At 71.8% G+C, this 23378-nt stretch carries 8 protein-coding genes; all 8 read left to right on the top strand.

All coding sequences use genetic code 11. From position 1 onward, the window contains the following. Positions 1-88: 88 nt before the first annotated feature. Positions 89-835, top strand: coding sequence for an ABC transporter ATP-binding protein (locus ACZ7G3_RS34740; protein WP_470930573.1), 747 nt, complete (start codon positions 89-91; stop codon positions 833-835). Continuing rightward, entirely contained in the window at positions 835-2820 is a 1986-nt protein-coding gene (locus tag ACZ7G3_RS34735; protein WP_470930571.1) for an FtsX-like permease family protein, read from the top strand. The genes ACZ7G3_RS34740 and ACZ7G3_RS34735 overlap by 1 nt, the downstream gene beginning before the upstream one ends. 152 nt (positions 2821-2972) lie before the next feature. Next, the gene (locus ACZ7G3_RS34730; protein WP_470930569.1) at positions 2973-3635 is read left to right on the top strand and encodes a response regulator transcription factor; all 663 of its coding nucleotides are present in this window, start codon (positions 2973-2975) and stop codon (positions 3633-3635) included. Positions 3636-3689: 54 nt separating this feature from the next. Further along, complete coding sequence (locus ACZ7G3_RS34725) at positions 3690-5048, top strand: sensor histidine kinase (RefSeq protein ID WP_470930567.1); 1359 nt, start codon at positions 3690-3692, stop codon at positions 5046-5048. Between the two features lie 129 nt (positions 5049-5177). After that, entirely contained in the window at positions 5178-6521 is a 1344-nt protein-coding gene (locus ACZ7G3_RS34720; RefSeq protein WP_470930565.1) for a serine hydrolase domain-containing protein, read from the top strand. 187 nt (positions 6522-6708) lie between these two features. Beyond that, positions 6709-16911, top strand: coding sequence for an amino acid adenylation domain-containing protein (locus tag ACZ7G3_RS34715; RefSeq protein WP_470930563.1), 10203 nt, complete (start codon positions 6709-6711; stop codon positions 16909-16911). A gap of 50 nt (positions 16912-16961) precedes the next feature. After that, complete coding sequence (locus tag ACZ7G3_RS34710; RefSeq protein WP_470930561.1) at positions 16962-17168, top strand: MbtH family protein; 207 nt, start codon at positions 16962-16964, stop codon at positions 17166-17168. A 148-nt stretch (positions 17169-17316) separates the two neighbouring features. After that, positions 17317-23378 (top strand): amino acid adenylation domain-containing protein (locus ACZ7G3_RS34705; protein ID WP_470930559.1); only part of this gene is annotated, 6062 nt, incomplete at its 3' end.

The following is a 23378-nucleotide window of genomic DNA, read 5'->3' as shown; positions in this document are numbered from 1 at the left end:
GGCCTCCTCCAATGGTAGGGAAAACCCACCCCCCAGGACTCCTTGCAGGCCCACTGACCCGGGCGGTCCGCTCTGCTGGACTGGGAACATGTCACTGCTCACCGACATCCAGCTCCCGGCTATCCAACTGGCAGCCGTCTCCAAGAGCTACCCGGGGCCCGCGGGTCGCATCCCCGTCCTGTGCGAGGTCAGCCTGGGCATTTCACGCCGGGCACTGACCGCCGTGATGGGACCGTCCGGCTCCGGCAAGACGACGCTGCTGAACTGCGCGGCCGGACTGGACAAACCCGACAGCGGCAAGGTCCTGCTCGGGGACACCGACCTCGCTGCCTGCACCGAGCGAGAGCTCACAGTGTTGCGCCGTGGCCGAATCGGCTTTGTCTTCCAGCAGTTCAACCTGCTGCCGATGCTGAGCGCGTATGAGAACGTGGCGCTGCCGCTGCGCCTGCGGCGGCGGTCGGTCAAGCGGGCCCGGGTCATGGAGGCGCTGCGCGAGGTAGGTCTGGCGGACAAGGCCGACCGGCGGCCCGCGCAGCTCTCCGGCGGACAGCAGCAGCGGGTGGCGATCGCACGGACCCTGGTGGCCGAACCGGAGATCGTCTTCGCCGACGAGCCGACCGGCTCCCTGGACCGGAGCAGCGGCCGGCAGGTCATGGACCTGCTGCGCGCCGTGGTGGACCGGGCGGGGCGCACGGTGGTCATGGTGACCCACGATCCTGTGGTGGCGGCGTGTGCGGACCGGGTGGTGTTCCTCTCGGACGGCAAGGTCGTCGGGCGGCTCGACCACCCGACGGCGGACGCCGTCGCCCGCCGACTGAGCGAGTGGGAGCGGTGATGTGGCGGATCTCGCTCCTCTCGGTGCGGCACTACTGGGCCCTGTTCGCTGGTACGTTCGTGGCGCTGACGCTGGGCGTGGCACTCGTCGGGACGTCGGCCTCGGCACTGGCGGCCACCTGGTCGGTACCCACGTCGCCGCAGGCCGGGAACGCATCGGTGACCCTGACCGACGGGACAGGCACGGCACACGTCCTGACCAGCGGTGACGTGGACCTGGGCGGGGTGCAGAGCGTGCTGGCGATGGCAGGCGTGGTGTCCGCGTTCGTCACGGTGTTCGTCGTCGCCGGCACCTGCGCGTTCGGAATCGCCCTGCGCCGCCGCGACATGGGGTTGCTGCGCCTGACAGGCGCGGGCGGGGGGCAGGTGCGCCGGATGGTGCTCGGCGAGTCGCTCGCGGTGGCGGTGCCGGCCGTCCTCACCGGATGCGCGGTCGCCGCCGTGGCCGCTCCCGTCACCGTGGGGGCGCTGAACGGCACGGGCTTGGCACCGGTCGATTTGCGCCCGGGACCGTTGCTCGGACCGCTCTTGTTCGCTGCGGGCAGCGGACTGTCCATGGCCGTCCTGGGAACGCTGGCCGCATCTCGCCGCGCCGCCCGGGTGCGCCCGTCGGAGGCGCTGCGCGAGGCGGACCTGGACGCCAGAACCATGACGGCAGGGCGCTGGGTGACGGGCTTGCTGACGCTGGCGACCGGTGTGGTGATGGTGGTGCTGGCACCCGGCGCCGGGGCCGAGGCGGCGACTCCGCTGGCGCTGTTCGGCACGATGGCGCTGGCCGTGGCCGCCACGCTGCTGGGCCCGGTGTATCTCCCCCCACTTCTGCGGCTGATGGCGCTGCCCTTGCGCTGGGCCGATCCGGTGGCCGGGCGGCTGGCCGCGGAGTCGGTGCGCACGTCGCGGCGGCGCACGGCGTCCCTGGTGGGGCCGGTGCTGGCGATCCTTGCCGTAGTCGGCGCGTTCACGACGGTGCTGTCCACCACCGGAGCGGCGACCGAGGCGGACGACCGGGCGCGCACGATCGCGCAACTCGTTGTGGAGCCCGCTCGGGGCGACACCCTGAGCGCGGACGTCTTGAAGGCGCTGCGGGCCGATCCGAGGGTGGCGGCCGTTTCGGCGCCCGCCGAGCTGGAGGTGGCCATGTCCGGACCACACTCGGTGTGGAAGGAACAGGCGGCGGTCGCGGACCCGGCAACCATGGCCCGTACGCACCGGATCTCCGTGGTGGGCGGATCGCTCGCCCCGCTGCGACCAGGCACGGTCGCCGTGTCACGGGAGTTCGCCGACTGGTACGGGCACCGCGCGGGATCGAAGGTGACCTACGGGGTCTTCGGCGGCCGGCCGGTCCAGGCCCGGGTCGCGGCGGTACTGGAAGGAGGGTCGGCCATGCCGTCGGTGCTCCTGCCGAGCGGTGCGGCGGGCACGGCAGCGGCCCCGTCGCGCGCTTCCGTGCTGCTCGACGGGAAGGCCGTTGACTCGCCGGGGACGGTGGCCGCCGAACTGACCGCGCAGGTGGGCGCCGAACGGGTACGGGTGGTGCCGTCCGCCGAGTGGTTCAGCGAAAAGGCGACCGACCAGGACCGGCTCAACAAGCTGGTACTAGGTGTGCTGACGGTGCCCTCGTCGCTGTACGCGCTGATCGCCGTGGCGGGCACGCTGGTCATGTCGTACAGCAGGCGCGGGGGCGAGATCGCGGGCATGCGGATGCTCGGCGTCAGTGTGGCGCAGGTGCGCCGCATGGCGCTGTGGGAGGCGCTGTCCACCTCCGTTCTGGGCGTACTGGTCGCGGCTGGCGTGGTCGCCGTGGGAGCACGGGCCTACCAGGGAGCACTGGAGGTGTTCGGCGGTGAAGCCCCTCTGAGTGTGGAATGGGGGATGCTGGCGACGCTCACGGCGGCGTGCGTGCTGGTGGGCGTGGTGGTAAGTCTGGCGGCAACAGGACGTTTGCTGCGGCAAGCCGGTGTGAAGATGGTCGCTTCCCGTCAGTAACGGTGTCGGACCGTGGCCACGGGGTGTTCGGCGTAGCGTCGCCGACCGCGCCCCCCTATGCTGATGCCCCCCACACAACTTTTATTGCGTCATCCCTGGGCGGCTACGTGCCCGGCGGCCGGTCGGCACTATCCTAGTAAGCAGGAGTTCCCATGCGCGTCGCGATTGCCGAGGATTCCGCGCTCCTGCGAGCCGGCATGGCGAGGCTTCTGGCGGACGAGGGGATCGAGGTGATCGCTTCACTGAGCGACGCCACAGGGGTGCTTGAAGTCGTCCGGACCAGCCGACCACATGTGGTCATCATGGATGTCCGTATGCCGCCCACATTTACCGACGAGGGAATTCGTGCCGCTCTGGACATACAGAAACTCGGCGCGGACACGGCGGTCCTGCTGCTGTCCCAATACGTGGAACCGACGTACGCCGAGGAGCTGATCCGGAACGCACCGGCGGGAACCGGGTACTTGTTGAAGCAGCGCGTCGGCGACTTCGAGGAATTCCTGTCCGCCGTGCACCGGGTCCAGCGCGGAGAAACCGTTCTGGATTCCGACATCTTCAAGCAGTTCGTCGGCAGTCCGCGGGAGAAACGCGCCACCGAGTTGCTGACACAACGTGAACGCCAAGTACTTGAGCTCATGGCGACCGGGCTGACCAACGGCGGAATCGTGAACCGACTCGGTATATCCGAACGTGCGGTGGAAAAGCACGTCACATCGATTCTCGGCAAATTGCGGATTCCCAACTCCGGGGAGAATCACCGCCGAGTGCTGGCGGTACTGGAATACCTGCGGGGCCTGGAGAGGCTCAGGGACTGAACCGGCTGACGCACCGTGGTCCCCAGTCCCGTGACATTTCCGACTCCTCACCGTGTGACCGCCGGCCTGATCTACCTCTCCGTGGGCAGCCTGGTCGGCCTGCTGCTCGTGCCCCTGCTGGCGGCCTCCCTGGCGCTACGCGCCGCCTCGTGGCTCCTGCTAGTCGGCCTGCCGACCGCGATCCTCGCCTCCATGCGAGGTGCCGCGGCGATCGTCTGGTGGGTCCGTGCTGCGATGATACGGCGACCGCCCGGTGCCGACCGAGCCGCGGGCGGGGTTTTGCTGCAGGTGCCGAAACGGATGGCGGTCCTGCGTGAGGGCATGTCGTTCAGCCTGCCGCTGCTGCACGCCGTCGCCGATCTGGAGCGCCTGCTCGCCCACTCGGTCACCGGCGACCCGGGAGACCCCTCGCACCGGTTCGCCGAGGGCGACCGGGAGGCGGAGCGGGAGCACCGGTCTGCAGAGGCCAGATGGGACGACGTCGGCTACCTCGGGCTCCTGCTGCTCGGCACGGTCTGGCTGCTGCCGTTGGCGGCCCTCGCCTTCCCGGTGGTCACGTTCACCGTGGCCCTGCCCATCGGGCCGCCCGAGCAACTCGCGCTCGGCCCCAGCAACACGCTCCTGGTGTCCGGGGCGTTCACGCGCGCGGCGGTCGCCGTCGCATCCGTGCTCCTCTTCTCGGCGCTGCTGGGCCTGCTCTTCTGGATGGGCAAACTACGGGCCCGCATGGTACGGCGCATCCTCAGCCGGATCGACGAGGCCGAGGCACAACTGAGGGAACAGGCGGCGGAGCGCCAGCGCATCGCGGCTCTGCGGGTGAACGATGCCGACTACCGTCGTTTGGAAAGGGATTTGCACGACGGGGCACAAGCGAGACTCGCGGTTCTCCTCATGCGCCTCTCCCGTGCGAAACACCGCCGGAGCGCCGACGCGGAACACCTTTCGAATCTCCTCGACGAGGCACACCAGGAAATCAGCAGCGCTCTCGACGAGATCCGGGACCTGGTGCGTGGAATTCAGCCTCCCATTCTGAGCGACCGCGGTCTCGACGCAGCCGTCACGGCACTGACGGAGCGTTTCCACGTACCCGTGATCGTCCGCAGCACACTGGATCGCCGCCCGGACGTGAGCGTGGAGTCGACGGCGTACTACATCATTGCCGAATGTCTGGCAAATACGGTCAAGCACGCCTCCGCCACGCGCATCCACGTGAGCCTGGATGAACGCGACAATCAACTCGTGGTCAGCGTGACGGACGACGGCAGGGGCGGTGCGGAGCGCGCGGGCGGATCGGGTCTGCGCGGGCTGGAGGACCGGGCCGCCGCCCTCAACGGGCGGTTGGACCTGAGTAGCCCGCCCGGCGGCCCGACGGTGGTGACCGCCACTCTCCCGTGGTCAGCACACCCCGTCTGAACTGCACGTTTTCTTTAAATCGAAAGCCCTTGCCCTTCTTCGGACTCGTGATCGACGATGTCGAGGTACGGCTACCCGCACCCACAAGGTACGGGTAGCCGTACCCGTGACGTCTATCAAGGGGGAGATGTGGAAGCGGCTCTCGCGGCGGACCTACTGCACGGGCTCGCGTACGACCACTCGGTTCCCGGCGCCCAGTTGACCCTCCACCGGGCCGGGGAAAGCCTGTCGGTGACCACAGGTGTGACACGTGCCGACACGACCCGGACGGTGACCGCGGACACCGCCTTCGCCTTGGGTTCGGTGACCAAGGCGTTCACGGCCACCGTCGTCGCCCAACTCGTAGCACAAGGCGATCTCGAATGGGACGAACCCGTCGCCGACTACCTGGCGGAGTTCGACGGGGCGGTGGACGAGAACATGTCCGCCATCACCCTGAGACATCTGCTCGGTCACACTGCCGGGCTGGTCGCCGACCACGAACTCGACGATGCACAGGAATTCTCCCTGGCACGTTACACGGCGAGCGTCGCAACCACGTCGACCCTCCACGAACCCGGTCACTGTTTCTCCTATTCGAACACCGGTTACAACATTGCCGGACGCGTGATCGAGACGGCCGGTGACATGAAATGGCAGGCGGTGGTCGAGAATTCCCTCTTACGACCGCTCGGCATCCACCCGGTGTTCCTGAGCGGTGGCTCCGCCGAAGGTCTGCGCACGGTCGCCGACGGCCACGCCGTACGGCCGGGCCGCGAGCGCGCCGCACATCCCGTCGGCCTGTATGTGCCGGCCGGCTGGGCCCCGGCGAGCGGCCTGGCCGGCAGCGCCGACGACCTGGTCGTACTCGCCGCCCTGCACCTGGGCACCCACCCCGACGCCGACACCCTGCTCCCCGCCGCGGACCGTGCCGAGATGGCGGCCCTCGATCCCCACGCCGACGCCTTCGGCATGGCCGACGGATGGGGTCTCGGCCTCGCCCACTACGCCTCCCCCGTCGGCCCCTGGCTCGGACACGACGGAACGGCCGACGGGGGCACCGCCCACCTGCGGTTCCATCCGCGCACCGGCACCGCCGTCGCGCTGACCACCAACGCGACCACCGGCACCCTGCTGTGGGCCGACCTCGTCGACACACTGAGGGAGCACGGCATACCTGTGGGCGACCACCGGCCCACGGTCTCCACCGCGCCAGCCGTGACGACGGGCCTCGACCGCTTCACCGGCGACTACCGCAACGGCGACACACGCTTCACCATCCGTACCCGCCCCGACGGCACCTCCCTGTGCCTGACGGACACCACCGGCCTCACCGCCGACCTCGCGCTGCACGGCGACCTGACCTTCACTGCTCGGCGCACGGACACCGACACCGCCCCCTACACCGGCCGGTTCGTCACCGGTCCTGCCACCGGTGACGTGGTCCTCATGCAACTCGGCGGCCGCTCCGCCCGGCGAACACCGACCGTGTAGCCCCTCGCCCGCCGCGAACACACACCGGTCACCCGCCACCGCGCGCCGGCCGACACCGCACCCTCTTCGCTCCGTCTTTCCGACTTCTCCGGCTTCCGCACCCCGCCCTGGCCCACCCGTGCCCGGAAGCCGTCCCGTTCCTGGAGGTACCAACGTGGCTCGCGCCGACGCGCCGGTAAACCGGGCAGTGCCCGACCAGATCGAGTTCTGGCGGGCCCGACTGGACGCCGTCCCGCCGCTGGAGCTCCCGACCGACCGGTCACGACCCGTCGTCCGGTCGGCCGGCACCGCGGTCCACACCCACGAGCTGCCCGACCCCGCCGCCCGTGCGCTGACGGAGCTGGCCCAGCGCCATGCCAGCAGCCGCACCGCCGTTCTCGCAGCCGCCGTCACCGCCCTGCTCACCCGCTACTCCGGGCAGGAGGACGTAGCCCTCGGCACCATCTCCCCGCGCACCGGGCACCCGGTCGTCCTGCGCACCGGCGTCGACGCCGCGGCGCCGTTCGCGGCCGTGCTGCGCGACACGGCCCGCGCCCTGACGGACGCCCTTGCCCACGACGGCGTCCCCTTCGCGGATCTTGTGGAGGCCCTGGCCCCCGCACCGGACACCAGCATCACGCCATACATCCAGGCCATGGTCGTCGATGTCGACGAACTGGTCGGCGAACAGCGGGACTTCGATCCTTTGGACCTGTCCGTCGAGGTCACCACCACCGGGCGGCGCCTGTGTGTCCGGTACAGCACCGCCCTGTTCGACGACGCCACGGCCGCGCGCCTGGCGGGCCACCTCGCGGTCCTGCTGGCCGGCGCCGCCGATAGCCCGGGATCGCCCCTCACCACGCTGCCGTTGCTCACCGACGGCGAGTTCGAGCAGGTCGTACGCGGCTGGAACGACACCGCGCGCGAGGTGCCCAGCGGCACCTTCCCCGAGCTGTACGCCGCCCAGGTGGCCGCCCGCCCCGAGGCCATCGCCGTCATCGACGAACACGGCTCCGTCACGTACCGCGAACTGGACGAGCGGGCCAACCGAATCGCCCATCACCTGATCGAACGCGGCGCGGGGCGCGACCAGCTGGTCGGCCTCTGCGTCGAGCGGGGCGCCGCGATGGCCGCCGGCCTGCTCGGCATCATGAAGGCCGGCGCCGCCTACCTGCCGCTCGACCCGTCCTATCCGGCCGACCGGCTCGCGTACATGCTCCAGGACTCCGGCGCCCGCCTCGTCGTCACCCAGCGGGAGCTGCGCGATCGGCTGTCGGACACGGGTGCCACGCTGATCGACCTCACCGACGACCGGGCCGCCCTCGACGCCCACCCGACCACCGCGCCCGACGTAGCGCTCGCACCGGAGGACCTGGCATACGCCATCTACACCTCCGGCTCCACCGGGCGCCCCAAGGGTGTCCTCGTCTCCCACAGTGGCATCGGCAACCTGGCGGCCGTGCAGGCCGAGGCGTTCGACGTGACCCCCGGCAGCCGCGTGCTGCAGTTCGCCTCCGCCAGCTTCGACGCGGCGTTCTGGGAGGTCTGCATGGGCCTCCTGACCGGGGCCGCGCTGGTGATGGGGTCGAAGGAGACCCTCGCCCCCGGTGAGCCGCTCGCCGTCTACGCCGCCGAACACGGCGTCACCCACGCCACCCTCACCCCGGCCACCGTCGCCGTCCTCCCCGACGGGCGCGGTCTGCCCGACGGTGCCACCCTCGTCGTCGCCGGTGAGGCAAGCACAGCTGACCTGGTCGCCCGCTGGTCCCGCGGCCGGCGCATGATCAACGCCTACGGTCCGACCGAGACGACCGTCTGCGCCACCATGAGCTCCCCGCTCAGCGGCGCGACCGTCCCGCCGATCGGCAAGCCCATCGCCAACTTCCGCGTGTACGTCCTCGACGACGCACTGCGCCCGGTCCCAGCCGGTGTGCGCGGCGAGCTGTACATCGCTGGCGTCGGTCTCGCCCGCGGCTACCACGGGCGTCCCGGCCTCACCGCCGAACGCTTCGTCGCCAACCCGTTCGGCGAGTCCGGAGAGCGCATGTACCGCTCCGGCGACGTGGCGCGCTGGAGCACCAACGGGACACTGGAGTACCTGGGCCGTGCCGACGACCAGGTGAAGGTGCGTGGCTTCCGCGTCGAGCTCGGTGAGGTCGAGAGCACCCTCGCGCTTCACCCCCACGTGGCCCAGGCCGTGGTCCTCACCCATAACACCAACCTGCTGGCCTATGTGTCACCGTCCGGTGCGCGCCGCCCCTCCCCCGAGGAGCTGCACGCCCACCTCGCCGAGAGCCTGCCTGATCACATGGTCCCGTCTGCGATCGTGGTGCTCGACACGCTCCCCCTCACTCCGAACGGCAAGGTCGACCGCAAGGCCCTGCCCGACCCGGCGACCGTCCATGAGCGGGCCGACTCCGGCCGGGCCGCACCGCGCAACGCCATCGAGGAGACTCTCGCCGGTGTGTGGTCCGAGGTCCTCGGCATCGAGGACCTCGGCGTCCACGACAACTTCTTCGAACTGGGCGGCAACTCGATCCTGTCCGTCCGCGCCGTCTCCCGGATGCGCGCCGCGCTCGGCATGACCCTGCCGCCGCGCATCCTCTTCGACAAGCCGACGATCGCGGCACTTGCCGGCCACCTCGCCCCCGACGAGACCGCCGAGGACCCGACAATCCCCGTCGTCCCGCGCGACGGCGTCCTGCTCATGTCGTACGGTCAGCAGCGTCTGTGGTTCCTGGAGGACTTCGACCCCGGCAGCGCCGAGTACCACACCGCGACCGGCCTGCGCCTCACCGGCGCCCTCGACGCCACAGCGCTGCGCGCCGCCGTCGAGGACCTGACGGATCGCCACGAGTCGCTGCGCACGACGTTCGGCGTCGTCGGCGGACGCGGTGTCCAGGTGATCCACCCACGGCTCGTTCCCGAGTGGCGCACCGAGGACCTGAGCGGCCTCGCGGAGGGGCCGCGCGAGGAGTGGTTGCGGGAACTCGTCCGCGCCGAGACGAACCGCCCGTACGATCTGACGGCCGGGCCGCTGGTCCGCGTGCTGCTGGTGCGTCTCGCCGACGACGAGCACGTGTGCGTCCTCGCTATGCACCACATCGTCACCGACGGCTGGTCCATGGGCATCGTCACCGGCGAACTGGGCGAGCTGTACACGGCCCGCACCGAGGGGCGCGAGCCCGATCTGTCGGAAGTCGGCGTTCAGTACCCGGACTTCGCCGCCTGGCAGCGCGGTCGCCTGGAGAAAGGCGGGCTCCTCGACCGGCAGCTCGGCTGGTGGCGCGAGCGCCTCGACGGCATCACCCCGCTGGAGCTGCCCACGGACCGGCCGCGGCCCGGCTTGCGCTCCTCGGCCGGCGCCACATACACCTTCCCCGTCCCCGCCAGCACCACTACCGCTCTCAGGGACCTCGCGCAGCGGCACGGCGCGACCCTCTTCATGGCGCTGACCGCCGCGGTGAAGACCGTCTTCGCCCGCTGGTCGGGCCAGGAGGACATCGCCGTCGGAACCGCCTCCTCCGGCCGCGACCACCGCGATCTGGAGAACCTCGTCGGCTTTTTGGTCAACACCGTCGTGCTGCGCTCCCACATCGACCCCGACATGTCGTACGCGCAGCTGCTGACGCGGCTCAAGGAAACCGTGCTGGATGCCTTCGCCCACCAGGACGTACCCTTCGAGCGCCTGGTGGACGCCGTCGGCGCCGCGCGTGACACGAGCCGCACGCCGCTCGTGCAGGCCATGGTCGTCCTGCAGAACGCGCCGGCCGAGCCCGTGCGGTTGCCCGGCGTACGCGCCGCGGACCACCCGGTGCCGCGGGACGCCGCGCCGTTCGACCTGACGGTCGAGTTCTTCGAGACCGAAGACGGCCTGACCGCCCGGGTGGGTTACAGCACCGCCCTATTCGACGAGGCGACCGTTGCCCGCTTGGCCGGGCACCTGACGACCGTGCTGTCCGCCGCCACGGCCGAGCCCGACCGGCCCCTCGCCACCTTGCCGATGCTGACGGAGGACGAGTACGCGCAGGTCGTCACCGGCTGGAACGGCTCCGTGCGCCCCGCCCCCACCGGCACGTTCCCCGAGCTGGTCGGGGAGGCCGCGCGACGGTGCCCGGACGCGCCCGCCGTGGAGGACGAGCACACCGTCCTCGGCTACCAGGAGCTTGAGGAGCGGGCCAACCGGCTCGCCCACCACCTCGTGTCCCTGGGGGCCGGCCCGGGCACCTTCGTCGGCCTGTGTGTCGAGCGCGGCGTGGAGATGGTCGTGGGCCTCCTCGGCATCATGAAGTCCGGCGCCGCCTACCTGCCGCTCGACCCTGGCTACCCGGCCGACCGGCTCGCGTTCATGCTCCGGGACTCCGGCGCGGGCCTCGTGGTCACCCGGACCGAGCTGCTGGGGCGGCTGCCGGACACCGGTGCCGTGATCGTGGACCTGGCCCGGGACGGCGACGCGCTCGCCACGCTGCCCGTCACCGCGCCCGAGCCCGGCCCGCGTGCCGACGACCTGGCGTACGTCATCTACACCTCCGGCTCCACCGGTACCCCCAAGGGCGTCCTCGTCCCGCACCGCGGCATCGGCAACCTCGCCGCCGCCGAGATCGAGCGACTGGCCGTGGACGAGGACAGCCGGGTCCTGCAGTTCGCCTCGTCGTCCTTCGACGGCGCGGTCATGGAGGTGCTGATGGCCCTCCCGGCGGGCGCCACCCTCGTCCTGCCCCCGCACGGCCCGCTCGTCGGCGAGGCGCTGCAGACGTTCCTGCGGGAGCGCCGCATCACCCACGCGCTGCTGGCGCCCTCGGCCGTCGCCACCCTGAAGCCGGAGGGGCTCAACGGCCTGCGCACCCTCGTCGTCGGTGGCGAGGCCAGCACCGGGGACCTGGTGGCCCGCTGGTCGGTCGGACGGCGGATGGTCAACGCGTACGGGCCGACCGAGTCGACGGTGGTCGCGACCATGAGCGCGCCGCTCACCAGCGGGGCCGTGCCGCCGATCGGCACCCCGCTGCCCAACACCCGCGTACGTCTGCTCGACGCGGCCCTCCAGCCAGTGCCCGTCGGGGTGCCCGGCGAACTGTACATCGCCGGCCCGCACCTGGCGCGCGGCTATCACGGCCGACCAGGACTGACCGCGGAGCGGTTCACGGCGGACCCGTACGGCGAGCCGGGCGACCGAATGTACCGCTCGGGCGACATGGCCCGGTGGCGGGCGGACGGCAGCCTGGAGTACCTGGGCCGCGCTGACGACCAGGTCAAGCTGCGCGGCTTCCGCATCGAGCTGGGCGAGATCGAGACGGCCCTGGGGCGCCACCCGGACGTGCGGAACGCGGTGGTCCTCGTCCACCACGACGAGACCGGCCGGGGGCGCCTGGTCGCCTACCTGGTGGCCGACCGCGAGCTGTCCACCGGTGAGCTGCGTTCGCACCTGGCCGGTTCGCTGCCGGACTACATGGTGCCCGCGCTGTACGTACCGCTGGAGCGGCTGCCCCTCACCCCCAGCGGCAAGGTCGACCGCCGTTCCCTGCCCGCCCCCGACGTGACGGCGATCCGGACCGATACCCACTACACCGCCCCCCGCGACGCCACCGAGGAAACCCTCGCCACCGTCTGGGCCGACGTCCTCGGCGTCGAACGCGTCGGCGTCCACGACAACTTCTTCGACCTCGGCGGCGACTCCATCCTCTCCATCCAAGTCGTCTCCCGAGCCCGCCAGGCCGGACTCCACCTCACCTCCCGCCTCCTCTTCCTCCACCAAACCATCGCCGCCCTCGCCCCCGTCGTCACCACCACGGCACAGCCCGCCACGACGACACCGAACCAGGTCTCCGGCCGCGTCGAACTCACTCCCATCCAGGACTGGTTCTTCACCGAGCACACCGTCAACCCCGACCACTACGCGATGTCGACACACCTGGAGCTCGCTCCGGGCACGGACGCCGCCCTGCTGGAGCAGGCACTCGGTGCGGTCGTCGACCACCACGACGCGCTGCGGATGCGGTACACCCGCGACGGCGACAGCTGGATCCAGGAGTACGGCGACGGTGACGCCGGCGCGCAGCGGCTGACCGTACGGGACCTGTCCGCGCTGACCGACGACGAGCGGGACGCCGCCCTGCACGAGGCGGCCCTCGCTGCGCAGCGCTCCCTCGACCTGGCGAACGGCACCGTGGTCAAGGGCGTGGTGTTCCGCCTCGGCCCGTCGCGGCTGCCACGTCTGTTCCTGGCGGTGCACCACCTGGTGATGGACGGGGTCTCCTGGCGGATCGTGCTGGAGGACCTGTCCACCACCTACGCGCAGCTCACCGAGGGTCGCGCCGTGGACCTCGGTCCCAAGACCAGCAGCTACCAGCAGTGGGCGGAGCGCCTGGCCGCGCACGTCCGCTCCGGCGCCCTCGACCACGAACTCGACCACTGGCGGGACACGGCCGCCGCCGTCCGCCCTCTGCCGCGCGACGGGGACGGGGACGGGAACGCCAACACCTTCGGCGCCGCGGCGGTCACCTCCGTACGGCTGGACCGCGCCGAGACGGAGGCGTTGCTGCAGCGGGTTCCCGCCGCGTACCGCACGCGGATCAACGACGTACTGCTGACCGCGCTCGGCCGCGTCCTGGGCGACCTGGCGGGCGCGCCGGTCACGATCGCCCTTGAGGGCCACGGCCGCGAGGAGTTGTTCGACGACGTCGACCTGTCCCGTACAGTCGGCTGGTTCACCACCATCCACCCCGTCACGCTGGACGTCCCGGAGGGCGACTGGGGGCAGGCCCTGAAGTCGGTGAAGGAACGGCTGCGGGCGGTCCCGGGCCACGGCATCGGCTACGGAGCGTTGCGTCACCTGTCTCGGCCGGGCAGCCCCGCGCACACCTCCCTCGCGACCGCCCCGCAGCCCGAGATCAGCTTCAACTACCTCGGTCAGTGGGGCGGGGCCACCGGTGACAGCGGCCTGGTGCGCGCCCGCTTGGCCGCGCTCGGCGCCGACCAGGAGCCCGAGCAGCCCCGGCCCCACGTCATCGACATCGTGGCCGCCGTCGACGACGGCGAACTGCGCGTCGACTGGATCCATGCTCCCGCCGCACACCACACCACTACCATCCGGCGGCTCGCTGAGGCGTTCCTCGCCGCGCTGCACGGCATGGTGGAGCACTGTCTGCGGCCGGGGAACGGCGGCGCGACACCGTCCGACTTCCCGCTCGCCGGGCTCGACCAAGCGGCCGTGGACCGGATCGCCGGCGACGGCCGGGACGTCGAGGACATCCACCCGCTCACTCCACTGCAGAGCGGCATGCTCTTCCACACGCTGTCCGACCCGGGCGCGTACGCGGAGCAGATGTCCTTCGAAGTCGACGGCGTGAGCGACCCGACGCTGCTCGCCCGCGCCTGGCAGACGGTGTCCGACCGCATCGGCGTGCTGCGCGCCTCGCTGGAGTGGCGGGACGTCGAGCGCCCGCTGATGGTGGTCCACCGCCGGGCGGAGCTGCCCGTCACCCACCTCGACTGGCGTGTCCTGCCGGCCGTCGAGCGGGACGAGGCGGTGCGTCGCCTCCTCACCGATGACCGCTCCCGGCCGATCGATCTGACCACCGCTCCGCTGATGCGGCTCACCCTCGTGCGGTTGTCGGACACGTCGGTGCGGCTGGTGTGCGCCTTCCACCACATCCTGCTGGACGGCTGGTCCGCGTTCGACGTCCTCACCCAGACCTACCTGGCGTACGCGGACCTGGCGGCCGGGCGGGAGCCCGAGTTGCCCGCGCGCCGGCCGTTCGGCGCGTACGTGGAGTGGCTCGAACGGCAGGACCTGGCGGGGGCGGAGACGTACTGGCGGGAGATCCTCGCCGGTTTCCGGGCACCGACGCCGCTTCCCGTCGTCCGGCACCGCGCGCCCGGCCACCGTACGGGCTCCACCGCGCGGATCGCCCGCCGCCTGTCCCCGGAGATCTCCCGCGAGCTGTTCGACTTCGCCCGCCGGAACCGGCTCACCGTGAACACCGTGCTCCAGGGTGCCTGGGCGCTGCTGCTCGCCCGGCACGCCGGCGTCGACGACGTCGTGTTCGGCGCCACCGTCTCGGGCCGACCGGCGGAGCTGCCGGGCGCGGAGTCGATGGTCGGCATGCTGATCAACACGCTGCCGGTCCGTGTCCGCGTCGAGGGGACCGTGCCGGTCACCGACTGGCTGGCCCAGGTGCAGCGGGCACAGGTCGAGGCACGCCAGTACGAGTATGTGCCGTTGCCGCGCGTCCAGGCGTGCGGTGACATGGAAGGCGGCGAGGAGCTGTTCCGCACCCTGGTCGTCTTCGAGAACTATCCGATGGACGACCAGGCCGCCGCCGCCCACGGGCTGCGCGTCCGCGGCCTGACCGGCACCGAGGCGACCAATTATCCGCTGAACCTCATCGCCTACGGCGGCGACGAGCTGGCCTATACCCTCGCGTACGACGCGGAGTTGTACGACGAGGACGCCGCGGCCCGGCTGTGCGGCCACCTGGAGGCCCTGCTGACCGCACTCCCCGCCGCCGGCGAGGCCGCGTCGCCGGTGGCCGGGGTGCCGATGCTCACGGCCGCGGAGGCCGAACTGACCGTACGGGACTGGAACGACACGGCCCGGGACCTGCCCGAGGCGTCCCTCCCGGAGCTGTTCGCCGCCCGGGCCGCCGCGCACCCCTGCGCCGTCGCCCTGGTGTACGGGGCCGAGGAGGTGACGTACGGGGAGCTGAACGAACGGGCCAACAGGCTCGCCCATCACCTGATCGCGCTCGGCGCCGGCCCCGGCACCTTCGTCGGCCTGTGCCTGGAGCGCGGCGCGCACGCGATCACCGCGCTGCTCGCCGTCCTGAAGGTCGGCGCCGCGTATGTACCGCTGGACCCGGGCTATCCGGCCGACCGCCTCACCTACATGATCGGCGACGCCGGGGTGAAGCTCCTGATCACCGAGGAGGGGACGCGCGACCGGCTGCCGTCCTCCGCGGCACGGACCGTCGACCTGGACCGGGACACGTCGGCGGTCGCCGTGCGGCCGGCGACGGCGCCCGCGCCGGGCCCAGGCTCCGAGGACGTCGCTTACGTGATGTACACCTCCGGCTCGACCGGCACCCCGAAGGGCGTGCTCATCCCGCACCGGGCCGTCGTCCGGCTGGTGCACGAGGCGGCGTACACGGACGTCGGCCCGGGCGACACGGTCGCCCAGTTCGCCTCGCTGTCCTTCGACGCGTCGACGTTCGAGGTCTGGGCGGCCCTGCTGCGCGGGGCGCGGCTCGCGGTGCACCCGCAGGGGCTGCCCACGACGGCGGAGCTGGGCCGGTTCCTCAAGGAGCGCGGCGTCACGCACCTGTGGCTCACCGCGGGTCTGTTCCACCAGGTCGCCGACGACGACAACGGCGCGTTCGCGGGGCTGCGGCAGCTCGTCGCGGGCGGTGACCGGCTCTCCCCGGAGCACTGCGCCCGTGTCCTGGACGCCCACCCCGCGCTGCGGCTCACCAACGGGTACGGCCCCACCGAGGCCACCACGTTCACCACGACGCACGACCTGCGCGGCTCGGTGGACGGCGATACCCCGGGCGCGGGTTCCGTGCCGCTGGGCTCGCCGCTGCACAACACCCGGGTGTACGTGCTGACCGAGGAGTTCGTCCCCGCGCCAATTGGTGTGCCGGGCGAGCTGTACATCGCCGGCGACGGTCTGGCCCACGGCTACCTGGGGCGGCCGGGACTGTCGGCCGAACGGTTCGTCGCCGACCCGTTCGGCGTCCCCGGTACCCGGATGTACCGGTCCGGGGACCTGGTGGCGTGGCGGGCGGACGGGACCCTGGAGTTCCTCGGCCGCGCCGACGGACAGGTCAAGATCCGCGGGTTCCGGGTCGAGACGGGCGAGGTGGAGGCCGCGCTTGTGACCCATCCGGCGGTCGGCGACGCGGCCGTCGTCCCGCACACCGACCCGGGGTCGGGCCGTACCGCCCTGGTCGGCCACGTGGTCCCGGCCGGCGGGACGCCGGTGCCCGGCGCGGCCGAACTGCGCGCGCACCTGGCGTCGTCGTTGCCCGACCACATGATCCCGGCTGCGTTCACCACGCTGGAGGCGCTGCCGCTGACCGCCAACGGCAAGGTCGACCGCAGGGCGCTGCCCGCACCGGACCAGCGCCTCGCCACCGGCACGGAGTACGAGGCCCCGGCGACGCCCACCGAGGAACTCGTCGCCGAGGTGTGGCGGGCACTACTCGGCGCTGAACGGGTCGGAGTTCACGACGACTTCTTCGAGCTCGGCGGTGACTCGCTGCTCGCCCTGCGCACGGTGTCGCGGATCAACGCCCTGTTCGGCACCGATCTGTCACCGCGCGCCCTCTTCGAGAGGCCGACGGTCGCCGAGACCGCCGCCGGCGTCGAGGAGCTGGTCCTGGCGGAGCTGGAAGCGGCCGCCGGGACGTCCTGAACCACCTGCCTTCCCCCACCCTTCACCCCCTCATGCGGAAAGGTCCCACCATGTCCAATCCCTTCGAGAAGTCCGACCGTGCGTACGACGTCCTCGTGAACGAGGAGGGCCAGCACTCGCTGTGGCCGGCCGGTACGGCCGTTCCGGCCGGTTGGGAGGTCGTCCTCGCCGACCGGCCCCGTGAGGAATGCCTGGCGTACGTCGAGACGAACTGGACCGACATGCGGCCGCGCAGTCTGCGCGCCTCCGCCGCCTGAGCCGGGCCACCTCTTCCCGGCCACCCGCTCCCGGCCGCCACCCCGACAACGGCGGCCGCCCGTCCGGCCCCCGCCACCCCCTCCGGCGGGGGCCGGTGGGGCCGCCTTCTCGACCTGCTGACCAGCAATCCCCTGGGGGATACCGCCAATGAACACGCCGTCTTCCCGCGCGGACCGGATAGCCGCCCTTCCCGAACGACTCCGCGAGGCGCTCGCCCAGCGGCTGGCGGGCCAGGGCGGGGCCGCCGCGCCGCTGGTTCCCACGGTGCCGCGCGACGGTGAGCTGCGCCTCTCCTTCGGCCAGCAGCGCCTGTGGTTCCTGGAGGACTTCGCCCCCGGCGGGGCCGACTACCACTCGGCGCTGCCTGTGCGGATCAGCGGGTTCCTCGACCCGTATGCACTGCGCAGTGCCGTCCGCGACCTGGTGGCCCGCCACGAGGCGCTGCGGACGACCTTCGACTCCCGCGACGGCCGGGGCGTGCAGGTCATCCATGACCGGCTCGCCCCCGACTGGGTGACCGCCGACGCCGACGACGAGGACGCAGCGCGGGAGGCCGTGCGGGCGGAGACGGTCCGCCCCTACGACCTGCAGTCCGGCCCCCTCGTCCGCGTGCTGCTGGTGCGCCTCGCCGAGGACGAGCACATCCTTGTCCTGGGGATGCACCACATCGTCACGGACGGCTGGTCCATGGGAGTCGTCGCCCGTGAGCTGGGTGAGCTGTACGCGGCCCGCACCGAGGGCCGCGAGCCCGACCTGCCGGAAGTCAACGTCCAGTACCCGGACTTCGCCGCCTGGCAGCGCGCCCGGCTGGAAGACGGCGGACTGCTGGAGACACAGCTCGACTGGTGGCGCGATCAACTGGGGGGCATCGCCCCGCTGGAACTGCCCTCCGACTTCCCGCGGCCCGCCGTGCGCTCGTCGGCCGGCGCGGTGTACGGCTTCGAGTTGTCCGCCGACACGCTCGTGGGGCTGAAGGAGCTGGCCCGTGAGCGGGACGCGACGCTGTTCATGGTGCTGACGGCCGCGGTGAAGGCGGTCTTCGCCCGCTGGTCCGGCCAGGAGGACATCGCCGTCGGCACGTCCTCCGCGGTGCGCGGGCACCGGGAACTGGAGCAACTGGTCGGCTTCCTGGTCAACACGGTCGTGCTGCGCACCCAGGTGGAGCCGGAGCTGACGTTCGCGGAGCTGCTGGGGCGCGTGAAGGACACCGTCCTGGACGCGTTCGCCCACGAGGAGGTGCCGTTCGACAAGCTCGTCGAAGCCGTGCAGCCGGAGCGCGACCCGAGCCGGACGGCGCTGGTCCAGGCCATGGTCGTCCTGCAGAACACTCCCGCCGACACCCTGGCGCTGCCGGGCACAACCGTCTCTCCGTACCCGCTCGAACGCCATGCCTCGCTGTTCGACCTCACCCTCGAGTTCGAGGAACGGGACGGGCGCCTGCACGGCCTGGTCGAGTACAGCACCGAGCTCTTCGACGAGCGTACGGTGGCCCGGCTGACCGGCCACCTCGGCGTGCTGCTGGCTGGCGCGCTGGCCGACCCCGACCGGCCCGTGACGGCGCTGCCGCTGCTCACCGACGACGAGCGCCAGCAGGTCGCCGTCGAGTGGAACGCCACCCGGCTGCCGGCGGGCGACGGCTCCCTGATCCACGAAAGGCTGGCGGCCCAGGCCGCGCGTACTCCCGACGCGGTCGCCGTGATCGCCGAAGACACCACGCTCACCCACCGGGAGCTGAGCGAGCGCGCCAACCGGCTCGCCCACCACCTGATCGCGCTCGGCGCCGGCCCCGGTTCCCTGGTGGGCCTCAGCGTGGAGCGCGGCTCCGCCATGGCGGTCGGCCTGCTCGGCATCCTGCGCGCGGGTGCTGCGTACGTGCCGCTCGACCCGGGTTTCCCGGCCGACCGCCTCGCGTACATGTTGGCGGATTCGGGGGCCCGGATCGTCGTCGGACAGTCGACGGTGCGAAACCGTCTGCCTGCCGGGCAGGGGGTGCGGGTCGTGGATCTGGACGCGGAATGGGACGCGATCGGGCGGCTGCCCACCACCCCGCCGCGTACCGCCGTCGGCGCGACCGACCTGGCGTACGTCATCTATACCTCCGGGTCGACCGGCGAGCCCAAGGGTGTCGCCGTCGAGCACCGCAACGTCAGGCACATCCTCACGGCCTGGGACGAGAGATACGGGCTGGAGGGGCTGAAGCCGCGTTTCCTGTCGGTGTCCAGCCTCTCCGTCGACCTGTTCTTCGCGGACCTGATCCGCTCCCTTCCCTTCGGTGGGGCGCTGATCATCGCGTCGAAGGACGTCACCACCGAGCCGTCGGCACTCCTCGACCTGATAGCCGAGACGGACGCGACGGGCCTGGAGATCGTGCCGTCGCTGCTCAACGCCGTCCTCCAGGAAGTCGACCGCCGTGGTGGGGCGTTCCCGCCGCTCCGGCTGATCTCCGTCGGCTCCGAGGGCTGGCACGTCGAAGACTGCCGTGCCCTGCTGCACCGCATCCGGCACGACTGCGTCGTCGTCAACGCGTACGGCGGCACGGAGGCGACCGTCGACTCGACGGTCTTCGTCCCGACCGAGGAGAGCCTGCACGGCCGTGTGTACGTGCCGATCGGCCGCCCGTTGCCCAACACGCGCGTGTACGTCCTCGACGCGCACGGCAACCTCGTCCCGCCGGGCGTGCCGGGCGAGATCTGGATCGGTGGCGACGGTGTCGCACGCGGCTACCACGGGCAGCCCGAGCTGACCGCTGAGCGGTTCGTCGACAGCCCCTTCGTGCCGGGTGACCGGCTGTACCGCACCGGCGACCGGGCGCGCCGGCTGGCCTCCGGGGATCTGGAATTCCTGGGCCGCGCCGACGACCAGGTGAAGATCCGGGGCTTCCGCATCGAACTGGGCGAGGTGGAGAGCGCCCTGCTGACCCACCCGGACGTGCGGGACGCGGTGGTGCTGGCCTGGCAGGACGCCACCGGCCGGAGACGTCTGGTGGCGTACACCGTGGGCGCGGGAGCAGAAACGTCCGACCTGCGGGCCCACCTGTCAGGGCTGCTGCCGGACTACATGGTGCCCGCCGTCTTTGTCGGCCTCGACCGGCTGCCGCTCACCCCCAGCGGCAAGGTCGACCGCCGTTCCCTGCCCGCGCCGGACCTGTCCGCGGTGCGCGCCGGTTCCGACTACACCGCCCCCCGCGACGCCACCGAGGAAACCCTCGCCACCGTCTGGGCCGACGTCCTCGGCGTCGAACGCGTCGGCGTCCACGACAACTTCTTCGACCTCGGCGGCGACTCCATCCTCTCCATCCAAGTCGTCTCCCGAGCCCGCCAGGCCGGACTCCACCTCACCTCCCGCCTCCTCTTCCTCCACCAAACCATCGCCGCCCTCGCCCCCGTCGTCACCACCACGGCACAGCCCGCCACGACGACACCGAACCAGGTCTCCGGCCGCGTCGAACTCACCCCGATCCAACGGTGGTTCCTCGACGAGCACACCGTCGACCCCGACCACTACGCGATGTCGACACACCTGGAGCTCGCTCCGGGCACGGACGCCGCCCTGCTGGAGCAGGCACTCGGTGCGGTCGTCGCCCATCACGACGCGCTGCGGATGCGGTACACCCGCGACGGCGACAGCTGGATCCAGGAGTACGGCGACCGGCCGTCCGGCCTCCTCACCGTCCGTGACATCGCCGACGGCGAGGACACCGAGGCAGTGCTGAACGGTGCGGCCCTGGAGTCGCAGCGCTCTCTCGACCTGGCGAACGGCACCCTCGTCAAGGGCCTCCTGTTCCGCTTCGCGGACGGCACCGCGCCCCGCCTCTTCGTCGCCGTCCACCACATCGTCATGGACGGGGTGTCCTGGCGGATCGTCCTGGACGACCTGTCCACCGCGTACGCGCAACTCGCCGGCGGACGCCCGGTCGACCTGGGCGCGAAGACCAGCAGCTACCAGCAGTGGGCGGAGCGCCTGGCCGCGCACGTCCGTTCCGGCGCCCTCGACCACGAGATCGGCCACTGGCGTTCGGTCGACCCGGACGGGGCTCCCGCCCTGCCGGTCGACCACCCCGACGGCCGCAATGTCACGGCCGTCGAGCAGACCGTCGAGGTACGCCTCGGCCGCGAGGAGACGGAAGCACTGCTGCACCGCCTGCCGTCGGTGTACCGCACGCAGATCAACGACGTGCTGGTCACCGCGCTCGGTCGCACCCTGGCCGACTGGACGGGCGCCGACCGACTGGTCCTGGGTCTGGAGGGACACGGTCGGGAGGAGCTGTTTGAGGAACTGGACCTGTCCCGCACGGTCGGCTGGTACACCACCCACTTCCCGGTCGCCCTCACGCTGCCCGCCGGGCGCGGCTGGGGCGAGGCGGTCAAGTCCGTCAAGGAGCAGCTGCGGGCCGTGCCGGGCCGTGGCCTCGGTTACGACGCGCTGCGTTTCCTGTCCGCGCCGGGCACGCCCGGTCACGCGCTGCGCGCGGACCGGCTCCCGCCCATCAGTTTCAACTACCTCGGCCAGTGGGACGGCACGACCGCGCGGGACGGGCTGGTCCGCGACCGCCTGCCCGCCCTCGGCCACGACCACGCGCCGGACGAGCCCCGCCCGTACCTCCTCGACGTCGTCGGCATGGTCGAGGACGGCCGCCTCGGCTTCACGTGGATCTTCTCCGGTGAGGTCTTCGACCGGTCGACGGTGGAGCGCGTGGCGGGTGAACACATGGCGGCGCTGCGGGCCCTGATGGCCCACTGCCAGGGCCCGGCGGCCGGCGGCGCGACGCCGTCCGACTTCCCGCTCGCAGGGCTCGACCAGGCGGCCGTGGACCGGATCGCCGGCGACGGCCGGGACGTCGAGGACATCTTCCCGCTCACGCCCATGCAGAGCGGCATGCTGTTCCACACCCTCGCCGAGCCCGGCTCCGGCGCCTACTTCGAGCAGATGAGCTTCGTCCTCGACGGTGTGACCGAACCCGATCTGCTGGAGCGGGCCTGGCAGCATGTCACCGACCACCTGGAGATCCTGCGCGGCGCCGTCGTGTGGGAAGGCGTGGACCGCCCGCTGCTGGTCGTGCGCCGACACGTCGAGACACCGGTCGTCCACCTCGACTGGCGACGCCTGGGCGCCGAAGAGCAGGCCCGGGCGCTGGAGCTCCACCTGGCGGAGGACCGCGAGCGCGGCATTGACCTGTCGACCGCCCCGATAGCGCGCATCGCCATCGCCCGTACTTCAGACACGTCCGTACGGGTGATGCGCACCTCCCACCACGTGCTGCTGGACGGCTGGAGCACCTTCCAGATGCTCGACGAGCTGACCACGGCGTACCGGGCGCTGGCCGCCGGCGAACAACCGGTGCTGCCCGCACGGCGCCCGTTCGGCGCATACGTGGAGTGGCTGGAGCGCCAGGACCTGTCGGAGGCGGAGGCGTACTGGCGGGCGCTGCTGGACGGGTTCGACGAGCCGACCGCCCTGCCGTACGACCGCCGTCCCACCACCAGCCACCGCGCGCAGTCCACGGAGCGGCTGGTGACGCGGCTCTCCGCCGACGCCTCGCGACGCCTGTATGCGTTCGCCCGAACCCACCGGCTCACCGTCAACGCGGTGGTGCAGGGCGCCTGGGCGCTGCTGCTGTCCCGGTACGCCGGTGAAAGGGACGTCGTGTTCGGCGCCACCGTCGCGGGCCGCCCGGTGGACCTGCCGGGTGTCGACTCGATGGTGGGCATGCTCATCAACACCTTGCCGGTGCGGGTGATCGTCGATGGCGACGCGCCGACCGCCGAGTGGCTGACCCGCGTGCAGGAGGCCCAGGTCGATGCGCGTCAGTACGAATACGTGCCGCTGCCGCGCATCCAGGGCTGGAGCGGCGTCGAGCGCGGTACGAACCTCTTCGAGAGCCTGGTGGCGTTCGAGAACTTCCCCGTGGACGGAGACCGCGGCCACTCCGACGGCGGCGTACGGCTCCACGGTCTGGAGGGCGCCGACATCACCAACTTCCCGCTGAACCTCGTCGCCTACGCGGGTGACGAGCTGGCGTACGCCCTGTCCTACGACCCCGAGCTGTTCGACGCGGCCACGGTCGAGCGGATGGCCGGCCACCTGGACGCCCTGCTCACAGGCATGGCGGCCGATCCTTCCCGGCCGGTTTCCGCGCTGTCGATGCTGGCCCCGGGGGAGCGGGAGCGGCTGGTGGGCGATTGGGCGGTCATGCCCGGGGTCACCGCGTG

The sequence above is a fragment of the Streptomyces sp. NPDC037271 genome, from assembly GCF_055603605.1.
Note: the sequence above shows the minus strand (reverse complement) of the source record. Positions and strands in the feature narration are given on the sequence as shown.

Coding starts and splice junctions, on each gene's coding strand:
- ACZ7G3_RS34730 (WP_470930569.1), top strand. CDS start 2,973: ATGCGCGTCGCGATTGCCGAGGATTCCGCGCTCCTGCGAGCCGGCATG.
- ACZ7G3_RS34740 (WP_470930573.1), top strand. CDS start 89: ATGTCACTGCTCACCGACATCCAGCTCCCGGCTATCCAACTGGCAGCC.
- ACZ7G3_RS34735 (WP_470930571.1), top strand. CDS start 835: ATGTGGCGGATCTCGCTCCTCTCGGTGCGGCACTACTGGGCCCTGTTC.
- ACZ7G3_RS34710 (WP_470930561.1), top strand. CDS start 16,962: ATGTCCAATCCCTTCGAGAAGTCCGACCGTGCGTACGACGTCCTCGTG.